General features: G+C 35.8%; 17 protein-coding genes and 1 riboswitch. Of the genes, 4 read left to right on the top strand and 13 right to left on the bottom strand.

The features are described 5' to 3' along the window. Positions 1–84 precede the first annotated feature (84 nt). Positions 85–609: a nitroreductase gene (locus BQ9859_RS07770; protein ID WP_075877639.1), complete on the bottom strand. Its 525-nt coding sequence runs from the start codon at positions 607–609 to the stop codon at positions 85–87. 135 nt (positions 610–744) lie between these two features. Continuing rightward, positions 745–815: riboswitch (Fluoride riboswitch) on the top strand. 40 nt (positions 816–855) lie between these two features. Here BQ9859_RS07770 and BQ9859_RS07765 point away from each other — a divergent pair. Then, a complete protein-coding gene (locus tag BQ9859_RS07765) occupies positions 856–2052 on the top strand; it encodes a cation:proton antiporter (RefSeq protein ID WP_075877638.1) in 1197 nt (398 codons plus the stop codon). A 33-nt stretch (positions 2053–2085) separates the two neighbouring features. On the opposite strand, the gene BQ9859_RS07760 is transcribed toward BQ9859_RS07765, so the two are convergent. From BQ9859_RS07760 to BQ9859_RS07745, 4 genes are all read right to left on the bottom strand, one after another. Then, complete coding sequence (locus BQ9859_RS07760; RefSeq protein WP_075877637.1) at positions 2086–3357, bottom strand: HlyC/CorC family transporter; 1272 nt, start codon at positions 3355–3357, stop codon at positions 2086–2088. A 90-nt stretch (positions 3358–3447) separates the two neighbouring features. Further along, positions 3448–4779, bottom strand: coding sequence for an MATE family efflux transporter (locus BQ9859_RS07755; RefSeq protein ID WP_143404404.1), 1332 nt, complete (start codon positions 4777–4779; stop codon positions 3448–3450). Between the two features lie 151 nt (positions 4780–4930). Continuing rightward, positions 4931–5548 (bottom strand): hypothetical protein, encoded by a 618-nt coding sequence (locus BQ9859_RS07750; protein ID WP_075877635.1) that lies wholly within the window; start codon positions 5546–5548, stop codon positions 4931–4933. Positions 5549–5561: 13 nt separating this feature from the next. Continuing rightward, positions 5562–6893 (bottom strand): 6-phospho-alpha-glucosidase, encoded by a 1332-nt coding sequence (locus BQ9859_RS07745; protein ID WP_075877634.1) that lies wholly within the window; start codon positions 6891–6893, stop codon positions 5562–5564. A gap of 301 nt (positions 6894–7194) precedes the next feature. Here BQ9859_RS07745 and BQ9859_RS07740 point away from each other — a divergent pair, with 301 nt between their 5' ends. From BQ9859_RS07740 to BQ9859_RS07730, 3 genes are all read left to right on the top strand, one after another. Next, positions 7195–8451, top strand: a complete 1257-nt coding sequence (locus BQ9859_RS07740) for an IS110 family RNA-guided transposase (protein WP_075876486.1) — start codon at positions 7195–7197, stop codon at positions 8449–8451. A 259-nt stretch (positions 8452–8710) separates the two neighbouring features. Continuing rightward, positions 8711–9211 carry a DUF3284 domain-containing protein gene (locus tag BQ9859_RS07735; RefSeq protein WP_083662760.1) on the top strand — a complete coding sequence of 167 codons (501 nt, stop codon included), beginning with the start codon at positions 8711–8713 and terminating at the stop codon, positions 9209–9211. Continuing rightward, entirely contained in the window at positions 9168–10040 is an 873-nt protein-coding gene (locus BQ9859_RS07730; protein WP_075877632.1) for a Cof-type HAD-IIB family hydrolase, read from the top strand. Before BQ9859_RS07735 ends, BQ9859_RS07730 begins: the two co-directional genes overlap by 44 nt. A gap of 299 nt (positions 10041–10339) precedes the next feature. Here BQ9859_RS07730 and BQ9859_RS07725 read toward each other — a convergent pair whose 3' ends face one another. The 8 genes from BQ9859_RS07725 to BQ9859_RS07690 all read right to left on the bottom strand — a co-directional run bounded on the left by BQ9859_RS07725 (position 10340) and on the right by BQ9859_RS07690 (position 19584). After that, positions 10340–11236: a diacylglycerol/lipid kinase family protein gene (locus BQ9859_RS07725; protein WP_075877631.1), complete on the bottom strand. Its 897-nt coding sequence runs from the start codon at positions 11234–11236 to the stop codon at positions 10340–10342. Further along, positions 11233–11967: a tRNA threonylcarbamoyladenosine dehydratase gene (locus tag BQ9859_RS07720; RefSeq protein WP_075877630.1), complete on the bottom strand. Its 735-nt coding sequence runs from the start codon at positions 11965–11967 to the stop codon at positions 11233–11235. The genes BQ9859_RS07725 and BQ9859_RS07720 overlap by 4 nt, the downstream gene beginning before the upstream one ends. A 1-nt stretch (position 11968) precedes the next feature. Continuing rightward, on the bottom strand, positions 11969–12886 hold the full coding sequence (gene miaA, locus BQ9859_RS07715) for a tRNA (adenosine(37)-N6)-dimethylallyltransferase MiaA (protein WP_235846411.1): 918 nt from the start codon (positions 12884–12886) through the stop codon (positions 11969–11971). Continuing rightward, positions 12879–14837, bottom strand: a complete 1959-nt coding sequence (mutL, locus tag BQ9859_RS07710) for a DNA mismatch repair endonuclease MutL (protein WP_075877628.1) — start codon at positions 14835–14837, stop codon at positions 12879–12881. The genes miaA and mutL overlap by 8 nt, the downstream gene beginning before the upstream one ends. Positions 14838–14940: 103 nt before the next feature. Further along, positions 14941–15942 (bottom strand): AraC family transcriptional regulator, encoded by a 1002-nt coding sequence (locus BQ9859_RS07705; RefSeq protein WP_075877627.1) that lies wholly within the window; start codon positions 15940–15942, stop codon positions 14941–14943. A gap of 14 nt (positions 15943–15956) precedes the next feature. Then, positions 15957–16646, bottom strand: coding sequence for a DUF554 domain-containing protein (locus tag BQ9859_RS07700; RefSeq protein WP_083662758.1), 690 nt, complete (start codon positions 16644–16646; stop codon positions 15957–15959). A gap of 90 nt (positions 16647–16736) precedes the next feature. Further along, the gene (locus BQ9859_RS07695; protein WP_075877626.1) at positions 16737–18119 is read right to left on the bottom strand and encodes a PTS transporter subunit EIIC; all 1383 of its coding nucleotides are present in this window, start codon (positions 18117–18119) and stop codon (positions 16737–16739) included. Positions 18120–18135: 16 nt separating this feature from the next. Then, positions 18136–19584: a glycoside hydrolase family 1 protein gene (locus BQ9859_RS07690; RefSeq protein ID WP_075877625.1), complete on the bottom strand. Its 1449-nt coding sequence runs from the start codon at positions 19582–19584 to the stop codon at positions 18136–18138. Positions 19585–19587 lie beyond the last annotated feature (3 nt).

Below are 19587 nucleotides of genomic sequence, written 5' to 3'. Positions count from 1 at the left end.
AACCTCATGATTCAATTTAGACTATGAAATTAAAAAAAACAGATTTAGGCAATAGTATAAATCTGTTTCTTTCATATTTAATAATTAATCCACATGAACGATGTAATCTTTCTTGCGTTCTTTCGGCTTTGGTACCTCTCCCTTTGGATATCCTAAGGCAATTGCTCCCACACCTCGAAGTGTAGCAGGTAAACCCCACTCTTGTAACAATTGCTTCCCTCGTTCACTATCAAAAATTTGGCGTTCACGATTGACCCATACGCTTCCTAAACCAACAGCATGCGCTGCTAGCATCAAATTTTCTAATACACAGCTTCCATCTTCAATAAAAGTCGGCATTGTTCCGTCAGCCAATACTACCACAATGACTGGTGCTCCATAATAGGGGTCATTTTCTGCACCCATTACTTCCGCGTTCAATTTTGAAAGCTCATCACGATATTTCTTATTTGTAACAGCTACAATAACAGGTGACTGCTTTCCCATTGCTGTTGGTGCATATGTTCCTGCTTCTAATACCGCCTCTAACAGTTCCTTATCAATTTTCTTATTTTCATAACTACGAATGCTGCGACGACTTTTAATTAAATTTAAAAATTCTTGATTCATATGTTTCCCCTTTCTATGTCTATTTTTATCATTAACATCACTTTTATTATAATTCTCTTATTTCTGTTTCTCAAGCAAGCATTTTTAGTCTGCATCCTGCTGATTGGTCTTTACAAAAAAAGAATATCCGGTAAAATACTTTTCGGGAATGAAGTTCTCCCTTGGGAAACCTAAACCGCATGTATGCTGATGACTTCTGTGATTTTTATCACGGGTTGTCAGCTTTTTTATTTTAGGAGGAATATCATGTTAACATCACTTGGCTTTATTTTCATCATTGGATTAGCAATGGCGTCCATCGTACAAGCCCTTCGATTACCACGGATCATTGGCATGCTTATTACAGGCATTATTTTAGGTCCCTATGTATGCAATCTATTAGATCCATCTATCTTATCCATATCTTCCGAGTTGCGGCAAATGGCATTGATCATTATTTTATTAAAAGCTGGTTTATCTTTGAACTTAGAAGATTTGAAAAAAGTTGGCCGTCCTGCTATCCTTATGTCTTTTCTTCCTGCCTCTTTTGAAATAATAGGTTATATCTTATTTGCACCTATGCTATTGCATATTTCTGTTATTGAAGCTGCAGTTATGGGTTCCGTCTTAGCTGCTGTTTCTCCTGCTGTCGTAGTGCCTCGAATGGTCTATTTAATGGAAAAGAAATATGGAACTAAGAAAGGTATTCCTCAGTTGATCATGGCTGGTGCCTCTTGTGATGATATCTTTGTCATCGTCTTATTTTCCACTTTTTCTAGCATGGCTCAAGGAGGAAGCGTACATATCACAGACTTCATCTCTATTCCCGTATCTATCTTGCTGGGTATTGCATTAGGTGCTGTTGTTGGTTATCTTTTAAGCTTATTTTTTGAATCTGCCTACAACCACAAACACTATGTAAGAAATAGTACAAAGATCATTATTATTTTAGGTATCTCATTCTTCTTTATAGCAATTGAATCCTGGTTAAAAGGAACTGTTTCTATATCTGGATTATTAGCGGTAATTGCAATGGCATGTGTACTGAATAAGAAAAGTCCCTCTTTTGTATCGAAACGACTATCTGAAAAGTTTGGAAAATTGTGGATTGCATCTGAAGTGATCTTATTTGTATTGGTTGGTGCAGCAGTAGATATTCGTTATACATTGCAAGCTGGTCTAGCTGCCATTGCTATGATTTGTATTGCCTTGTGTGTTCGCTCTATTGGTGTTTCGATTTGTCTTTTACGATCCCCTTTAAATAAAAAAGAACGTCTTTTCTGTACAATAGCCTATTTACCGAAAGCAACCGTACAAGCAGCGATTGGTTCTGTTCCATTAGCCATGGGATTATCCTGTGGACCAATTGTATTATCTGTTGCTGTATTAGGAATATTGATCACAGCACCTTTAGGTGCCATAGGAATTGACTTTTCTTACAAGCGGCTATTAGAAAGAGAATAATATATTTTCCAAGAAAAAAAGTGAATTCTCGTTTTATTGAGATTCACTTTTTTCCTTTTTTGGAAGTGTTAAATGCACTTCTTCAATTCGATTTTTCTCTAAAGCTGTTACTTCAATTTTTATACCATTGTCTAACGTAATGCTGTCATTCAATTTTGGTAAACGTCCTAAACGATCAATTACTAATCCACCGATCGAGTCAAAATTTTCACTATTTAGATCTAAATGCAATGTTGAATTCAGATCATGTAAACTGATATATCCTTTTACTTCATAAATATATTCACTGATTTGTTTGATTTTTTCTTCTTCTTGTGCATCATACTCATCATGTACATCCCCAACGATCTCCTCAACGATATCTTCTACTGTAATGATGCCGACCATTTCACCATATTCATCCATTACAATTGCTAAATTAAAAGTAGAATACTTCATTTCAAATAAAAGATCGCTCACAGGTTTATTTTCATAAGTAAAATATGGTTTACGCAGGATCTTATCGATATGAAAATCATTCAGGTCCTGATATAATAATAAATCTTTCATATTTACAAGACCGACAATATTATCCACTGATCCATCATATATTGGAATACGTGTAAACTGTTCCTGACGGAATAATTCAATCAGATCCTGATAGGTACTATCACGTTTTGCCATTACTACATGGACCCGCGGTACCATAACATCTTTTGCTTTAGTATCCCCCAGATCAAATACTTTATTGATCATTTCCTTTTCATCTTTTTCAATAACGCCTTCTTCATGCGATACATCCACGATCGTCCGCAATTCTGATTCTGTCAAAGTTTGACGATTAGAATCAGATTTAGCCCCAAACAAACGCAGAATGACATAACTAAATGCATTGATAAATACGATGACCGGGGTCAATAACTTCATCAAAAAAGAAATGATCGGTGCATAGGCTAAAGCGATTTTCTCTGACTTTTCGGTTGCCATCGTTTTTGGTGTAATTTCACCAAAAATCAAAATCAACAGCGTAATGATGAAAGTTGCCACACCAACTGCAGCCCCGCCAAATGAATAAGCAATCGTTGTTGCAATACTTGCTGCTGCTGTATTTACCAAGTTGTTGCCAATCAATATTGCACTGAGCATTTTTGCTTGATTATCTAATATTTTTAAAACGAGCTTTGCGCGTGCATTCCCTTCATCCGATAAAGTACGCATGCGAATCTTATTTGTAGAAACCAATGCAGTCTCTGCTGAAGAAAAAAATGCAGATAACATTAACAAAACAATCAAAACAAATATCTGTGCCGATAAGTCTGGATCCATAAAAAGCGTATCTCCCCTTTTTTAATTGATATCATTTTATCATATTCTTTTAACAAGAACAATAATGCGCTCTGGCATCTGCATGACTTCCTATAAGATCTGTTTTTTTATTTTTTTCAATAGAACAAATGCGATACATGCACATACTATTTCTGTAATCAAAAACGCCCACCAACATTGATTCAATCCAAACATTGAAGATAAGAAGTATACTAAAGGCAACAATAATATCATTTGCCGCAATAATGTAATAATCAAAGAATACGTTGGAGATCCCAATGCTTGAAATACCGAACAGGCTACCATTGAAATACCTGCAAACAGAAATGACAATGAGATAATTCGCAAAGCTGGTATCCCAATTGCTAACATATTCTCTTTTGCATCAAATAAAAACAGCAGCTGTGCAGGAAACAGTTCAAATAAACATGTGCCAATCCCCATGATGATACACGATACCAGTATAGAAAAACGAATGGAGTGATGAATTCGTTCCATTTTTCTAGCTCCGTAATTATAAGATACAATTGGAATCAAAGCATTATTCATCCCAATGACCGCCATGAATACAAATTGCTGCAACTTGTAATAAATACTAAACACCGAGACTGCTGTCTCCGAGAAGGTAACTAATATCATGTTCATTATAACAGTCATAAAGCTCATGATCGACTGCATTAGGATAGCCGGGATCCCGATTCGATATATTACTCTTAGAATATGACTGTCGATATGAAAATCATGAATAGAAATTTGTACTTCTTTTACTTTTTTCTGCGTAATCACAATACCAATCAGCATTGCGATGATCTGGCCAATCACTGTTGCAATTGCAGCTCCTGTTACACCCATAGCCGGTAAATGAAACATGCCGAATATGAAAATGGGATCTAATATGATATTCACAATGGCTCCTATTCCCTGAATGATCATGTTATAAATTGTGTTTCCTGTTGACTGCATGATCCTTTCATATGTTATCTCCACAAAAACACCAAAAGAAAGAATCGTACAAACACGCATATAGGAAATTCCCATATCTATGATTGCTGGATCATTTGAGAATAACTGCAGAAATTTTCTTGAAAAGAAGATCCCAATCAGAGCAAATACGATCCAGTTACAAATTGCAGTAAATAAGCCGTGTGCTGCAACTTGATTTGCTTTTTCTTGCTTTTTCTCTCCTAAATAGCGAGACAGCATCGCATTGATCCCGACTCCTGTTCCGCATGCCACTGCAACCATGATCATTTGAATTGGATAACATAAAGATACTGCAGCCAAAGCATCTTCACTCACTCTTGCTACAAACATACTGTCGATGATATTATACAAGGCTTGTACCAGCATCGATATCATGATTGGCAATGACATTGTTATGATTAGTTTTTTTATTTCCATTGTTCCCATTTTATTTTCCATATTGTTTCCTCCTTTACACATAAAAAGAAACCCCGGGGGTTTCTTTTGGACATCACTTCGATAGTTTCTAATGTTTTATGCAAAGCGAGGGTTGATGAAATGGGACTTCATCAACCAATATCCTTACATGACAGGATATTCGTCATCACCATTATACACGACCTACTGCATATTGAAAAGCATCTTCTTCAACTTTTTCCGGATCATATTCTTCATATTCTTCTAGAATCTTTCCATAACGCTCGCGATAATCATTATCTACCTCTGCTTGCGGAAATACTTTGCAAGCTTCGTTAAAGAAGTGTTTCGAGTCTCTGCCCATTGCTTTTCCTCGTTTTGTATGTTTATCCAAAGCAAGATCGATTATCTCCGGTACTTCTCCCATGGCAGCTGTCTTGATCACGATGTTCTTTAAGAAATCACTTGAACGATCTTTTTGACTTGAACACAATATACGGATTGCATGAATAAAATACATCGGCTGATCTGGATCATCATAAGCATATTCCTTGCGCATTTGATTTAATACATAAATATGTCTTGCTGCATCTAAATTTCCAAATCCAATATCCTCTACCGAGATTGACATCAATCGGCTCCATACTTTTTCCAGCAATACTGGACTTGTCGTATAAAGTTCATATGCATAGCGACAAGCTAATTCTGTCATTGAACGGCGAATTGCTTTTTGTAAACCTGAAATGACTTCATCTGCAGCTAAGCCATGCTTTGTTTTCGCCTCTGCCCATAAACTGTAATCTTTACCCATTGTTTTTTCCTCCTTATTTCAATTCCGGCCAATAACCTTTATTGGCATCTATCAGATCATCTAACAGCTCTTTTGCTACGTTGGCACTCGGTACTGTTTTTGATAACGTCAGTGCCTGCCATAACTTTAAATAGCTGTGTTCGATCCATGCATCTACTACCAGTTTCTCCACAGCAACTTGCTGTTCCATCAAACCTTTCTGGAACGTTGGAATCTTACCAATGGATAATGGTTCATATCCATCTTTTCCAACAATACAAGGAATCTCTACCATCGCATCTTTATCAAAATTCTCGATTGCTCCATTATTTTCCACGATCAGCAGCATTCTTTCATGCGTATTGAATGCCAATGCAGTTGCAAGATCTACGATAAAATTGGCATGAATCCCTATTTGCAATGATGTTCCTTTCGCAGTCCCAGCTTTTGCTATTCTTTCACACTCGCCAAATACTCTTTTTTCGCGGCCATCCATCACTTGGTTGGCACGTGTATAATTCGGATCTGCATGTGCTACCATGTCATCTCCATACAGATAATATTGTAAATAGGAATTCGGTGTGGTCGTAGGATCCAACTTCACTAGATCTTTTACTTTCATTGCTGTATCACGCCAGCTTGCATCCGTATAATTTCCATCTTCTATATGCTCTGGACAGTTTCCAAACTGTAACTGGTGTTGAATCAATTTCGGCAATAATTCGTTTCCCTCTTTATCCTTGATCGATGTATACCATCCAAAATGATTTAATCCAAAATAACGAATATCTAATTCTTTTCGATCTCTTTTTCCCAATATTTGCGCATAACTGTTTTCCAGTCCGATCGGCATATCACATATGTTGATGATTCTTGCATGCGGCCGTAATCGGCGTGTTGCTTCTGCAACGATAGATGCTGGATTTGAATAATTCAACATCCAACAATCAGGGGAATATTTTTCCATATAATCAATATTTTCTAATACTCCTGCAATGGAGCGCATACCATACGCAATACCGCCAGGTCCGCAAGTTTCTTGTCCAACGACACCATGTTTTAATGAGATTTTTTCATCTTTTTCTCTCATTGCCAATTTGCCTACACGGATATGTGCCAGGCAAAAATCCACATCTGTATAGGCAACTGCCGGATCTGTTGTTGCAATAAAAGCAATGGATGGATCTTTCTCCTTTACTAAAATTTCACATGCCTTAGCCAGTTTATTTTGACGATCTTCATCATTATCATAGAGCTTAATGCAGCGAAGTGGAAGTTTGTCTATGTTATCCAGTAACATAAGAATAATCTCTGGAGTATAGGTGCTTCCTCCTCCAGCAATTACAACAGAAAATTTTTTATTCATTTTTTCCTCCATTTCCCCGCGCCTAAAGTCGCGCGGACACAAATATTTCATCAATAAATCCCACATGCTTTATTTTCGTGTTACCCTATAAGAGAGGTGGTATACTACAGAGCACGTGGAGGTGAGTAGGAATTCTACTCAATTGAATATCCTGTATTTTTATAAGTTGCCGTCATCATATCAAGCACAAATAAGTAGGACTTTGAGCCTGGACACTTATGATTGTTCAATCAACTGTTGTCGATTCGCTTTGATGACAGTCAATGCCACCTCTCCTTTTGTATGAAAGGAGCTTTTTTATATGGCAATGAAAATCGTTCGTTTCAACTGCTGTGGCATGGATGTTCACAAAGATCTGGTCGTCGCTACTATTGGTATCACCGATAGACAGTCGAACATCACAGAATATTTCCAACAATCTTTTTCCACTTTAAACTCGGACCTATATCGTTTAAAGGATTGGCTGAATTCTTATCACTGTTGTGATGTCTGCATGGAATCTACCGGTAAATACTGGATCCCTATCTTCAACATTCTTGAAGGTGAGATCAATGTCCATTTAACTCATCCCAAGTATGTCAAAGCCATCAAAGGCAAAAAAACTGATAAGAAAGATTCCAAATGGATCTGTGATCTCTTCAAACATGATCTGATCAAATTCTCGTTTATCCCTCCAAAAGAAATCCGAGAACTGCGTGAGATCGCCCGTTACCGATACAAGCTGGTCTGCATGCGTTCTTCAGAACGGAATCGTTATCAGAACTGTATGACCGTTTCCAATATCGGATTAGCTTCTGTTGTCTCCGATCCTTTTGGCAAGACAGCTTCCAATATCATGAAAGAAGTCATGAAGCCAAACGTGATTGATGATGACAAGATCTTAAAACTCATTCACAAAAATTGTAAGAACAAAGATAAGATACTAGACTCCCTTCACGGCTATCACATCGAAGCGGATCAACGATTCAAGATGGAAAAATCATTGAATCATATGGAGTACTTGGATCAACTCATCAATTCATGTGAAGCAGAATTGGTCAAGCGGGCTTATCCTTTACGCGAATCTTTCCAGCATATCACACAAATAAAAGGAATTAGTTCCTTATCGGCCATTCTGATCATCTCTGAAATAGGAATCGATATGTCTCAGTTTGAATCCGACAAACAACTTGTCAGTTGGGCTGGACTTTCTCCTGCCAACAACGAAAGTGCCGGCAAGAAAAAGTCAGTTCGTATCTCCAAAGCTGGACAATATCTCAAACCACTGCTTGTCCAATGTGCTTTATCGACCATCAAAGATAAGACATCTTATTTTGGAAGAAAGTATTCCAATATCAAGAAACGACGTGGTCACAAGAAAGCCATCATTGCGATCGCACGCATGATGTTGGTCAGTATCTATCACATGATCCTAACAGGCGAAGTATTTCAACCAACGGATTATGAATCCTTCATGAATCCACGATCCGATACCAAACAATCACTAACAGTTGAAGAAGCATTAAACTTTTTGAAACAATCCGGCATTGATATATCTTCTATTCAAATCAACTTATAAATTTTTTCGATATTTTTACTACTTATTTTTAAGTCGGCTTTTTTTTTACAGTTTTATTCACACTTCATCCTCACACTTTCTTTCTGTATCATTAATGTCATTATAAAATCTGTTTCATCTCATTCTCAACTAAACTATTTCCTAAGCCTTTGGAAAATAATTAAACTTCTCTATACGTTTTCAAGCGAAAATTTCTATCGCTTCAAATTGAAAAATGTTAATATATATTTAGATTTTTTAATACGAAAGTTGAGGTATTATGATGGAAGTGAATGTACAGCTAATGATTACTCCAGAAGAATTTTTTGACGCAATCAGTGAGGCTATTGCCCTTGATATTCAACAGGCAACCGGTAAACATGTCCGTCCCAAAAATATCAAAAGAGGAATGTCCTATACCAAAAAAGTAAATAAACGGCAGTCTTACCAAGTAACGATCACAGCATACGAATATCCAAAGGTTTACAGCTCACGCATTGATTCCACAAATGGTTCCAATTTCATGAGTTACTCTGTCGAACCATTAGATGAAGGAATTGGTATCACTTATAAAGAAGAATTGATCAAGTCAAATGGAAAAAGCGGTGATACTGGATTCACTGCACTTTTTGCAAAAACAACGGGCATTCGCCGCACAAAAAAACGTTTAGCTAATATTGAAAAATATGTAATTGAAAAACGCAACAGCTCACAAAAAGAGGAAGAAACAGAAAATAATGAAAACGACGATCAATCTCAAGACATCTCCAAAAGCAATTAAATTAATTGCGATGGATTTAGATGGAACACTTTTAGATCAGAAAGAAAATATTCCTGTCAAAAGCATAGAATATCTGCTTCATTTACAAAAAAAAGGTATTCGCATTGCTTTATGCAGCGGTCGCAGTCTCTTTGAAATGAAACGATATGCCAAAGAATTGCAATTGTCTCAATTTAATGGTTTCCTGATCTATACCAATGGTGCAGGAATCTATAATTATGAAACAAATACACTTTATAAGTTTTCTTCACTGCGGAAAAATGAAAGTGATTATTTGATTCATGTTGGACGCGCTTTTCATATGTTTATCTATGCTCCTTATAAAGATCGTTATTATTTGGAAGGAAACAAATACTTGAACAAAGTATTTCTTGTTGCAAAAAAATACTCTACAGGATCGAAAGTTATTCAAAATCTTTTCTCTATGGTAGAGATCGTTCCAGACTTGCCAATCTCGCTAAAAGAAAATGCATATAAACTTTGTTTTCGGGGATTGCCGCATCAAATCAAACGAATGCAAAACTATTTAGATAAACATGTTCCTTCTCAATTCAGTATTTTTTCTTTATCTCCCTATTGCATCGAAATCAATCATAAAAACGTAAATAAGGCGCAGGCATTGCTGAAGGTATGTAAAGAAACAGCAATCAACAAAGAACATGTCCTTGTATTTGGCGACAGTGCCAACGATCACTCTGTATTCTTGTCTTTTCCAAATAGTATTGCTATGGGAAATGCAGATGTCAAAACTAAACAACTTGCATCAAATATAACCTTATCTAATAAAAAAGAAGGTGTTTATCACTTTTTATACCAATATTTTGGATAAACAATGAAAGAAATCTCCCGATCAATGACTAAGATACCTATCAAAAGTATCACCCTGTCTATTTTATGATGAAAAATTAAGAAGATAAAACCCAGACGGCAATTCACAATTTCCGCCTGGGTTTTCATGATGAAATAATAATTGAGGTTTTAAACTATATCCTTATTTCTTCTACTGTAAAACAGATGATCAAAAGAAGAACCACATCAATTTAATACTGCACTTTTCTAAATAATACCCTGCAATCATTGACAGCATTCTCTCATGCCCTTGTATATGTCTATATGTTACAAGAAGACTTATTTTTTAGGCAATACTATTTGTATTTTTTTCTCATATAACGTAATCTGTGGATCTGCTGTTTCATATAATTCTCCATCCAAATTTAAGCGGATCGGTCTTCCATTTGTAAGAATCTGCATTTTTTTGGCTTTTCCGCTTGCCACAAATTTTGTGTAAGATAAATGTGTGCCTTTCTTATATTTACCAGATAATGATAATATTTTAAATCGTGAAACTTTTTTGATCAATGAATAGTCAAACCATCCGTCATCGATTTGTGCATTCGGTGCAGGACAATATCCTCCTCCATAGTAACGGCCATTCCCTGCTACGATAAACAAATAGGGAGACATTGGATATTTATCATTATCTATTTGTACTTCTACTTTTTCAGTCATTTTTCCAATTAGACTGACCAATAATCCCAGAAAATAAGGCACGATTCCTTGAAAAAAAGAGAACTGCTTAAATTTTGCGACATGATAAGCTACTTTGACATCCAAACCTGCAGAAACTGTATTCACACTGGCTTGATCATTGATCATAATGATATCGCTGTAAATACGCTGTATGTGATGATAATTTTTTAAATCTAGAAAATCTTGTTTATCTAAAGAAGGAAATGATTTGATAAAATCATTTCCCGTTCCAATTGGAACCACTGCTAATTCTATATGCGGATATGATAATATGCCGTTGACTACTTCATGCAGCGTTCCATCTCCACCGCAGGCATATATGCGCATTTCTTCATTTTTAGATGCAGCCTCTTTCGCAATTTCTTTTGCATGTCCAGCATAGTTGGTATAGATGATAGCATATTCTTCTTTAGAAAAAGCAGAAGCAATCTGTTTTTCTAACTCCGTACGTTTTGCATGTGAACTTTTCGAGTTGATAATAAACACATGTTTCATTTTTTCACATCCTTTTTCAACAATGTTTGAACTGCATAGGATGCACACGCAAGACCTGCTGCTGCTGGAACGAAAGGAGAACTAGCAGGCGGCATCTTCTCTTTTCTTGTCTTGCCATTTTCATTGATGATCTTTGTTTGCACTGTCGGCTGTTCCAGTGAACAGACAACAGGAATCTTTCCCTTTACGGTCGATTTGCGCATTAAGTTACGCATTACTTTCGCTAATGGATCATAGCTTGTTTTCATCAAATCCATGACAGTAATCTTTGTCGGATCCATTCGATTTGCCATACCCATGCTGGATATAAACGGTATCTTATGGGAAAGACAGTATTCGATGCAATCCCGTTTCGAACTAATTGTATCAATGGCATCCACAACAAAATCAACAGAAGGATCAAATACTTGTTCATTGAAGGACGCCTGATAAAATACATTGATACATTTGATATCGATATCATCGCGATATTGCAAAATTCTTTCTTTCATGACTTGGGGCTTTGCTTGTCCAACAGTATCATATATCGCCATGATCTGACGATTCAAATTACTTAAAGCAACCTGATCCCCATCTACTAAGATCAATTTGCCGATTCCGCAACGAGCAAGTGCTTCTACACAATACGAACCTACACCGCCAATACCAAGCACGCACACTGTACTCTGTTTTAATTTTTCTATACCTTCTTCTCCCAGCAGAAGTGTCGTTCTGGTATTCGTTTGTTCCATGTCATTTCCTCCATTCCTGTATATCTTGGGTCAATTGTTCTTTCCACCCTGGTTCATCAACATCATACCAGTGAACATCAAACTGATTGCGAAACCACGTATACTGCCGCTTTGCAAAATTTCTTGAGTTCTTCTTAATTTGTTCCACACATTCTTCCAATGTGTTTTTTCCCAGGAAATATCCATGCCATTCTTTATATCCAATTCCTTTGAAACCAGGTGAAGTCCAGACAGAAGGGTCTTTTGCTAAATTTTTGATTTCATCTAACAATCCTGTCTGCATCATCTGATCCACTCGCTGATTGATCCTTTCATACAAATGCGTTCTTGGCATCATAAGACCAATCATAAATATATCATATAAAGGCCGATGTTCTTGGACACGGATGATCTCGCTTTTCTTTTTTCCATTATGTGCCATCATCAAAGCACGTATCAGCCGACGGCGGTTATTATGATGAATGGTTTTGGCTGCTTCAGGATCAATGATCGATACTGCTGCATACAGTTCATCTTCACTTCTTTCCTCTAAGAATTCTCGATATTCACGATCTTCTTCTTCATCTGTAAATACATAATCATATAAAGCTGCTTTGATGTACAGCCCTGTACCTCCACAGATGATTGGCTGTTTTCCTTTATGACGAATCTCTTCTATCACTTCTCTGCATCTTTTCTGAAACAGCTTTACATTATAATCTTGTTTCAGATCATATTCATCAATTAAATAATGTGGAATGCCCTGCTGCTCTTCTTTCGTTGCTTTGGCGCTTCCAATATCTAAATCACGATAGATTTGGATCGAATCGCCGCTGATGATCTCTCCGTCATATTGCTTTGCGAGTTCAATGCTCAATGCTGTTTTTCCAACTCCTGTTGGACCAATGATCACAATGATCTTTTCTGCTTGTCTAGCCACGTTCAAACTCCTTTCGTAATTGCGCATCACTCATACAGATAATCGTTGGGCGGCCATGAGGACAGTGGAACGGCTGCTCGCACTGATCTAAATCATAAATGACTTTCTGCATTTCTTCTATCGTTAATGCTCGATTGAAGCGTATGGAACTGTGACATGCCATTGTCGCAATGGCATGTTCTCTTAAAGCAGCAATATCAATATGCTGATCTCTTTGCCAGATATCGATCATGTCTTGCAAAAAACCAACCTCATCCACTTGTTTCATCCATACAGGCAAGGAACGGCACAGCAATGTCTGCTCACCAAATTCTTCAAAATGAATACCGATATTTTCCAGCAATGCATTTAATTCATCGATACGACTGACTGCATAAATGGTAGTCTCTATCTGTAATGGCAATAACAGCTGCTGATTATTTGTATCTCCAGAAAGTATGGCTTTTCGAATTTGTTCGTAATGATATCTTTCCTGAGCGGCATGCTGATCGATGATATATAAGCCCTCATCACCTTGTGCCAAAATATATGATTTACGAAATTGTCCGATTACTTGTAACTGTGGCAAATGTTCTCTTGCTGTTTTTGTACTATCACTCTGCACTTCTTCTTGTTTCTTTTCTTCTTTTTTTACTTCTGGTTCTTTATCATCATCTGCAGTTTCTTCTATTTTATGAGAGACTTTTGGCTTTTCTTCTTGCACTTTCATCAATTGCTCATCCTTTACAGGAACTGCATATAAGCTCTCAATGACTTCCTGATGTTTTATTTTCTGATTAGATGGACTTGATTCAACAACAAATGTGGACTGAACTGGATTGTCGGCAGGTTTTTTATCTTCTTTTGTAAAACTTTCATTTACTTCTTCATTCAGTTTCTTTAATTCTTTATTGATCGGAAATTCAAAATTTAAACTTTGCGTTTCTACTTTTATCTTTTCTTTTTTGCTTTCCAATGACACAAATTCAAATTCTTTTTGTAAAGCTTCCCGCAGCGTTTCATAGATCAATTTTTCCAATTGTCTTTCTTTTGATAATCGAATCTCCCATTTGCTTGGATGTACATTGACATCTACCAATTGTGCATCCATTTTGATATTTAATACCACGATCGGATAACGATCTTTTGGCAGATATGGATGATAAGCATCCAAAATTGCTTTTTGTAAATGATAACTGCGGATCATCCGCCGATTTACGAACAAAAAGATAAAATATTTTGTTGCTCGATTGTATTTTGGCTGTACTGCCATGCCATCTATATGATAATCTATATCTTTTCCATGAATCTCTATTGCACTTTTTGCAATGCTGCGATCATACATCTGAAATAAGATCTCACGTAGGTTTCCGCTTCCTTTGCTTTGGAAGATCGTTCGATTATCATGTGTTAATGTAAACCGAATCTCGGGATAAGCCAATGCAAATTTTTGTACAACTTCTGATATCAATGAAAATTCATATTGCGGGGATTTTAGATGTTTAAAGCGGGCAGGTGTTTTTTGAAACAAATGTTCAATTCGAATGCTTGTTCCTAAAGGACAGGCAGTAGGATGTGCCCCTTTGAATTTTCCGTAGCTGATTTCAACTGCAGAGGATTCTGTTCCATTATTTGTTTGTAAATATACATGTGATACAGAAGCAATAGAAGGTAAAGCCTCTCCACGAAATCCCATCGTGTGAATATTCCACAAATCGCTTTCATCTTTCATTTTACTAGTTGCATGTCTTTCAAATGCAGTGGTAGCATCTTGTGCATCCATTCCTTCTCCATCGTCAATAATCGTTATGCTTTCAATACCGCCTTGTTCGATTGCAATTGTGATGTCTTTTGCTTTTGCATCAATGCTGTTTTCAACCAATTCTTTGACAACGCCGCTAGGTCTCTCTACTACCTCTCCTGCAGCGATCATATTACTTAAATGTTCACTTAATACATTAATCTTTCCCATTTGTTTTACTCCTGTTTTTTATACTTTCTTATTATAAACTATTTTTTGAAAGAAACCTAATCAGCCAAAAAAAGATCTCCGCTCTGAGATCTTGTTCTAATATTTATATAACCATTTTTTCCTGCATGCGTAATTGCATAGGCGAAATTTCATAACGTTGTTTAAACTTTTTATAAAAATAATTACGATTCTGAAATCCGCATTGCTGACATATCTCATAAATAGGCAAATCACTGCTTTTTAATAAACGATAGGCAATATTCAATTGATATTCCTGTTTAATTTGCGAAAATGACTTACCTAAACTTTGCCGTATCAGATTACTTAGATAATTATAATTATATCCTAATTCTTTCGACATGGTTTTTAATGAACCATCTTGATAATGGGAAGATACATAGTTCAATATCTGATAGATAACATAATTATTTTTTTCTTTTTGGCTGACAAAAGAGCCTTTATCATTTATTGTTGTGATCAGTTGTTGAAACAATACATGAAAATAATCTGACATTAATTGCGTATAATTAAATTTACGTTCAGAATAGTATAAAGTACAGATACATTCCAAAGCTAATTCCAATAGATGATTTTCATGGTTGTGAATCACCATAAAACCATCTTCATTTCCATTTTGAAAAAAACTATTTGAAAAGAATTCATACACGTAGTTATTATCGGAAAAATCTTTTAAAAAATCTAAATTTACCATTTCTTCTTTAAATACGATATTCACTATAATATCATTTGTATCGCTATAATCGGATGCTCTTACGACACCTTTTTGAATTAAAATGATATCCCCTTGATTTAGATGTATCTCCTTGTTATGTATATAATAGGTACTTTTTCCTGAATATATAAAAGTAATTTCATAATAATCATGAAAGCCTGGATACAGTCTTGTATATCTGCTTTCTTTCATTACGATCAAATCATTGATCCTAAATTCTGGAGACAAATTTGTATAATAGACTCCTTTTTTTACTTCTTTAAAATAACGTGCATTTGAATATAATCTGCTGATTTCCCCAGGATGGTCTTTATGCCATTTCTCTGATGTTGTTTCTCTTCTTAGATACTCATCAATTGATGGAAAATACATGATTTACCTCTTATTTAAATTTGGAATAATAAAGTCAAAAGAACAGAAACAATAATTGCAGGAACATAATTCATTGATTTAAATTTCCCTATACCTAATAAATTAAAAGCAACAGATAATAGGATGATTCCTCCTACCACATTGATTTGTGCCATACACTGATCATTCAAGACAGGTGCTAACAAAGATGACAAAGCCGTCAGCGAACCTTGATAAATAAATAATACGATACCGGCAAATGCAACTGAAATTCCTTTTTTAGCAGAGAAGAACACAGAAGCAATACCGTCTAACAACCCTTTTGAAAACAATGTATTGTGTGTATGCATCAATCCACTTTCTAATGAACCTAAGATTCCCATAGACCCCATACAAAATAATAAACTGGCTTCAATAAATCCATCTGAAAATTGTGAATTTCCTTTTCCAAATTTTGCTTGCAGCCAATCACCCATTTGATTAAAACGTTTTTCCAAGTCAAATGTTTCTCCAATAAAAGCACCTACAGACATAGAAATCAATACATTGATTCCACTAGCTGAATCCAATATAGATCCGATTGCTATGTAAATCGTAACAAATCCAAGCCCCTTGAGTACAATATCCTGTGCGGTAGGTTTTAAGTATTTTTTAAATATAATTCCTGCAATTGTTCCAATAATGACCATCGCTGAATTAAACAGTGGACCAATAAACATATCCATATCTATCACCTCAATTTTTAAATAGAAATAATGATATTGTCCTATAAAAAGACAATATCATTATATAATATCTTGTACTCTCTACAATGTTTAATTGTTTTTCTTAAAAGTGGTCAGTTTCAATTTTACAAATATCGTTGGCATAATAAATGCAACTGCCATTGTAATCAACAATGTAATCACTACTGCAAACAATGGGCTTTCTGGACCTACAAAAGAAGGAATACTAAAGAAATTAGGCCAAACATAAGCATATCCGCGAAGACCAAACAATAAACTGAAGAAACCGCCAGCTGCACAGCCGATCATGGAAGAAAGCATTGCATAACGATCATTTGTCATGACCGTATATAGGGCAGGTTCTGTAACACCGATAAATGCTGTAATACCTGTTTCAGCCGCAATGCTCTTCATTTGCTTGTCTTTTGATGCAAATGCTACACCGAAAGATGCTCCGGCTTCAGCAAAGTTGTGGAACAAAGCGACAGCTAATAAAATTGTATATCCATAAGTAGAAACTTCCATGATTTGAATAGCACTCATTCCTTGATGTAATCCAGTAAGAACCAAAATTGGATAGAAGAAACCAATAACTAAACCAGCAATAGGTCCTAATGTATTCAACATCCATTCAATTCCACCACCGATAATTTCAGAACCCCAGTTTCCTAATGGAGCAACAATCAGATATACCAGAGGTACTGTTATAAGAATAGATAACAGTGGGACTAATAATAGCTTGATTGGTCCATAACTAATGATCTTATCAAATAATTTATATACATAACTTAGTAACAAAACACCTAATAATGCTGGGAAAATAGTTGATGAGTAGGTATACATTGGAATATTGATTCCAAATATCGTCATGCTTTCTCCTGCAGAAACTGCATTGATAAAAGAAGGATAAAGCAATGCGCCGGCAACGATGATAGCCAATCCCTCATTAACTTTAAAACGTTTTGCAGATGTTACTGCTACCAAAAAAGGCAGGAAATAGAAAGCTACATCAGAAATATTACTAAACACAGTATATGTAGCTGAAGAATCAGAAATAGCGCCAATCGATACTAAAGTTAAAAGTACGACCTTCAACATACCTGCAGCACAAAATGCCGGAATGATTGGAGACAAAATACTTGTTAAAGTGTCTAATACTAGATTAACAACGCCTTTTTTCTTAACATCATCTAAATTTTCATCTGAAATTGGAGCTGCCTTGCTTGTATCTGCAATTTGTTTTTCAATTTCTTGATAATATGTATCTACATTTGGACCAATGATGACCTGATGCTGCCCGCCTTGAAAAGCAGAACCTAACACGCCGTCTAATTTTTTTATTGCATCCATATCAGCTTTATTTGCATCACGTAGATTAAAACGTAGACGAGTCGCGCAATGTGTATAACTAATGATATTATTTTTACCACCTAAATATTCAATGATCTTAGTAGACGTTTCTTGAATAGTCATGATAGAAAACCTCCTTTTATAACTCTTCTCCATTTGTAGCTATCACATGTTGATACCAATAAAATGAAGCTTTTTTATAGCGATTATATGTTCCTTTTCCATAATCGTCTGCATCTACATATATAAATCCATAACGTTTTGACATTTCTGTCATACTTGCTGATACCAAATCTATACATCCCCATGAAGTATACCCCATTACATCCACACCATCTTCAATTGCGCCTGCAATGGCTTTGATATGCTCTCTCATATAATCAATTCGATAGTCATCGTTCACTGTATTTTGAATTAACTGGTCTCTTGCACCTAATCCGTTTTCTACTATAAATATTGGCAATTGATATTTATCATACAAACGATTCAATGTAATTCTGAGGCCTAAAGGATCAATCGCCCAACCCCATGCACTTTGTTTCAAATACGGGTTTACCAATGTCTTCATCAGATTTCCAGGATTTTCTTTTTGTCCAGGTTTTGAACTGATGACATAGCTCATGTAGTAACTGATAGAGATAAAATCAACGACACCTTCCTGTAGAATCTTTTCATAATCATTCACCATTTGAATATCTACTTCATTTTGTCTAAAATAGTTTAATAATGTCTTTGGATATTTTCCTCTGCACATAATATCAAGAAATGAACAATTAATTTGATCTTCGATCAGCGTTTGATATTCATCAGCCGGATCACACGTTTGTGCATAGCATTCTAATCGGGCAATCATTGCCCCCATCTTGCAATTAGGTGCTGTTTCATGCAGATATTTTGTAACCAATGCTTGTGCAATAAACTGATGATGCAATGCCTGATGACAACAAGACAGATAGTTTTTATCTGATTTTTCAACAAACATTCCAGCACTCACATAAGGGTTATCCAAACATGCATTTATTTCATTGAATCCCAGCCAATAGGTGACCTCATCCTTATATTCATCAATTACTGTTTTTGCATATTTCACAAACAGATCGATCATTTTTGGATTTTCCCATCCATTTAAATCTTCTGTTAGGGTAACTGGATTTTCATAATGAATGATCGTAACCAATGGTTCGATTCCATATTTATGTAATTCTTGAAATACTTGATGATAAAATGCAAGTCCTTCTTCATTTGGTCGTTCTTCATAACCAGTTGGATAAATTCTGGCCCACGAAATAGACATACGGAATACTTTAAAACCCATTTCTGCTAACAAAGCGATATCTTCTTTATACCTGTGATAAAAATCACTTCCGCGTCGATTTGGGAAATTTTTTGAATCTTCTTGTTCTTTGTTTTTTATGAAGCGTTCATAAGTTAACAAATCTGTGGAATGCGCATTATTTCGATGGATTGGATCTATGTAATCAATATAATCCAGTTGCGACTTTCCACGATGTCCTTCTGCATATCCACCTTCAAACTGTGCAGATGCAGTTGCTCCACCCCATAAAAAATTTTGCGGGAATTTGCTCATCGA

The organism is Merdibacter massiliensis, from assembly GCF_900155395.1.
Taxonomy (GTDB): domain Bacteria; phylum Bacillota_I; class Bacilli_A; order Erysipelotrichales; family Erysipelotrichaceae; genus Merdibacter; species Merdibacter massiliensis.
This window is presented reverse-complemented; position numbering and strand designations above follow the sequence as displayed.

What these genes read in the sequence shown, in the direction of transcription:
- BQ9859_RS07760 (WP_075877637.1), bottom strand. Translation starts at nt 3,357, where the DNA reads ATGGATCCAGACTTATCGGCACAGATATTTGTTTTGATTGTTTTGTTA.
- BQ9859_RS07735 (WP_083662760.1), top strand. Translation starts at nt 8,711, where the DNA reads ATGATGGAAGTGAATGTACAGCTAATGATTACTCCAGAAGAATTTTTT.
- BQ9859_RS07705 (WP_075877627.1), bottom strand. Translation starts at nt 15,942, where the DNA reads ATGTATTTTCCATCAATTGATGAGTATCTAAGAAGAGAAACAACATCA.
- BQ9859_RS07730 (WP_075877632.1), top strand. Translation starts at nt 9,168, where the DNA reads ATGAAAACGACGATCAATCTCAAGACATCTCCAAAAGCAATTAAATTA.
- BQ9859_RS07745 (WP_075877634.1), bottom strand. Translation starts at nt 6,893, where the DNA reads ATGAATAAAAAATTTTCTGTTGTAATTGCTGGAGGAGGAAGCACCTAT.
- BQ9859_RS07695 (WP_075877626.1), bottom strand. Translation starts at nt 18,119, where the DNA reads ATGACTATTCAAGAAACGTCTACTAAGATCATTGAATATTTAGGTGGT.
- BQ9859_RS07720 (WP_075877630.1), bottom strand. Translation starts at nt 11,967, where the DNA reads ATGGAACAAACGAATACCAGAACGACACTTCTGCTGGGAGAAGAAGGT.
- BQ9859_RS07750 (WP_075877635.1), bottom strand. Translation starts at nt 5,548, where the DNA reads ATGGGTAAAGATTACAGTTTATGGGCAGAGGCGAAAACAAAGCATGGC.
- BQ9859_RS07700 (WP_083662758.1), bottom strand. Translation starts at nt 16,646, where the DNA reads ATGGATATGTTTATTGGTCCACTGTTTAATTCAGCGATGGTCATTATT.
- BQ9859_RS07690 (WP_075877625.1), bottom strand. Translation starts at nt 19,584, where the DNA reads ATGAGCAAATTCCCGCAAAATTTTTTATGGGGTGGAGCAACTGCATCT.
- BQ9859_RS07765 (WP_075877638.1), top strand. Translation starts at nt 856, where the DNA reads ATGTTAACATCACTTGGCTTTATTTTCATCATTGGATTAGCAATGGCG.
- BQ9859_RS07755 (WP_143404404.1), bottom strand. Translation starts at nt 4,779, where the DNA reads ATGGAAAATAAAATGGGAACAATGGAAATAAAAAAACTAATCATAACA.
- BQ9859_RS07770 (WP_075877639.1), bottom strand. Translation starts at nt 609, where the DNA reads ATGAATCAAGAATTTTTAAATTTAATTAAAAGTCGTCGCAGCATTCGT.
- mutL (WP_075877628.1), bottom strand. Translation starts at nt 14,837, where the DNA reads ATGGGAAAGATTAATGTATTAAGTGAACATTTAAGTAATATGATCGCT.
- BQ9859_RS07725 (WP_075877631.1), bottom strand. Translation starts at nt 11,236, where the DNA reads ATGAAACATGTGTTTATTATCAACTCGAAAAGTTCACATGCAAAACGT.
- BQ9859_RS07740 (WP_075876486.1), top strand. Translation starts at nt 7,195, where the DNA reads ATGGCAATGAAAATCGTTCGTTTCAACTGCTGTGGCATGGATGTTCAC.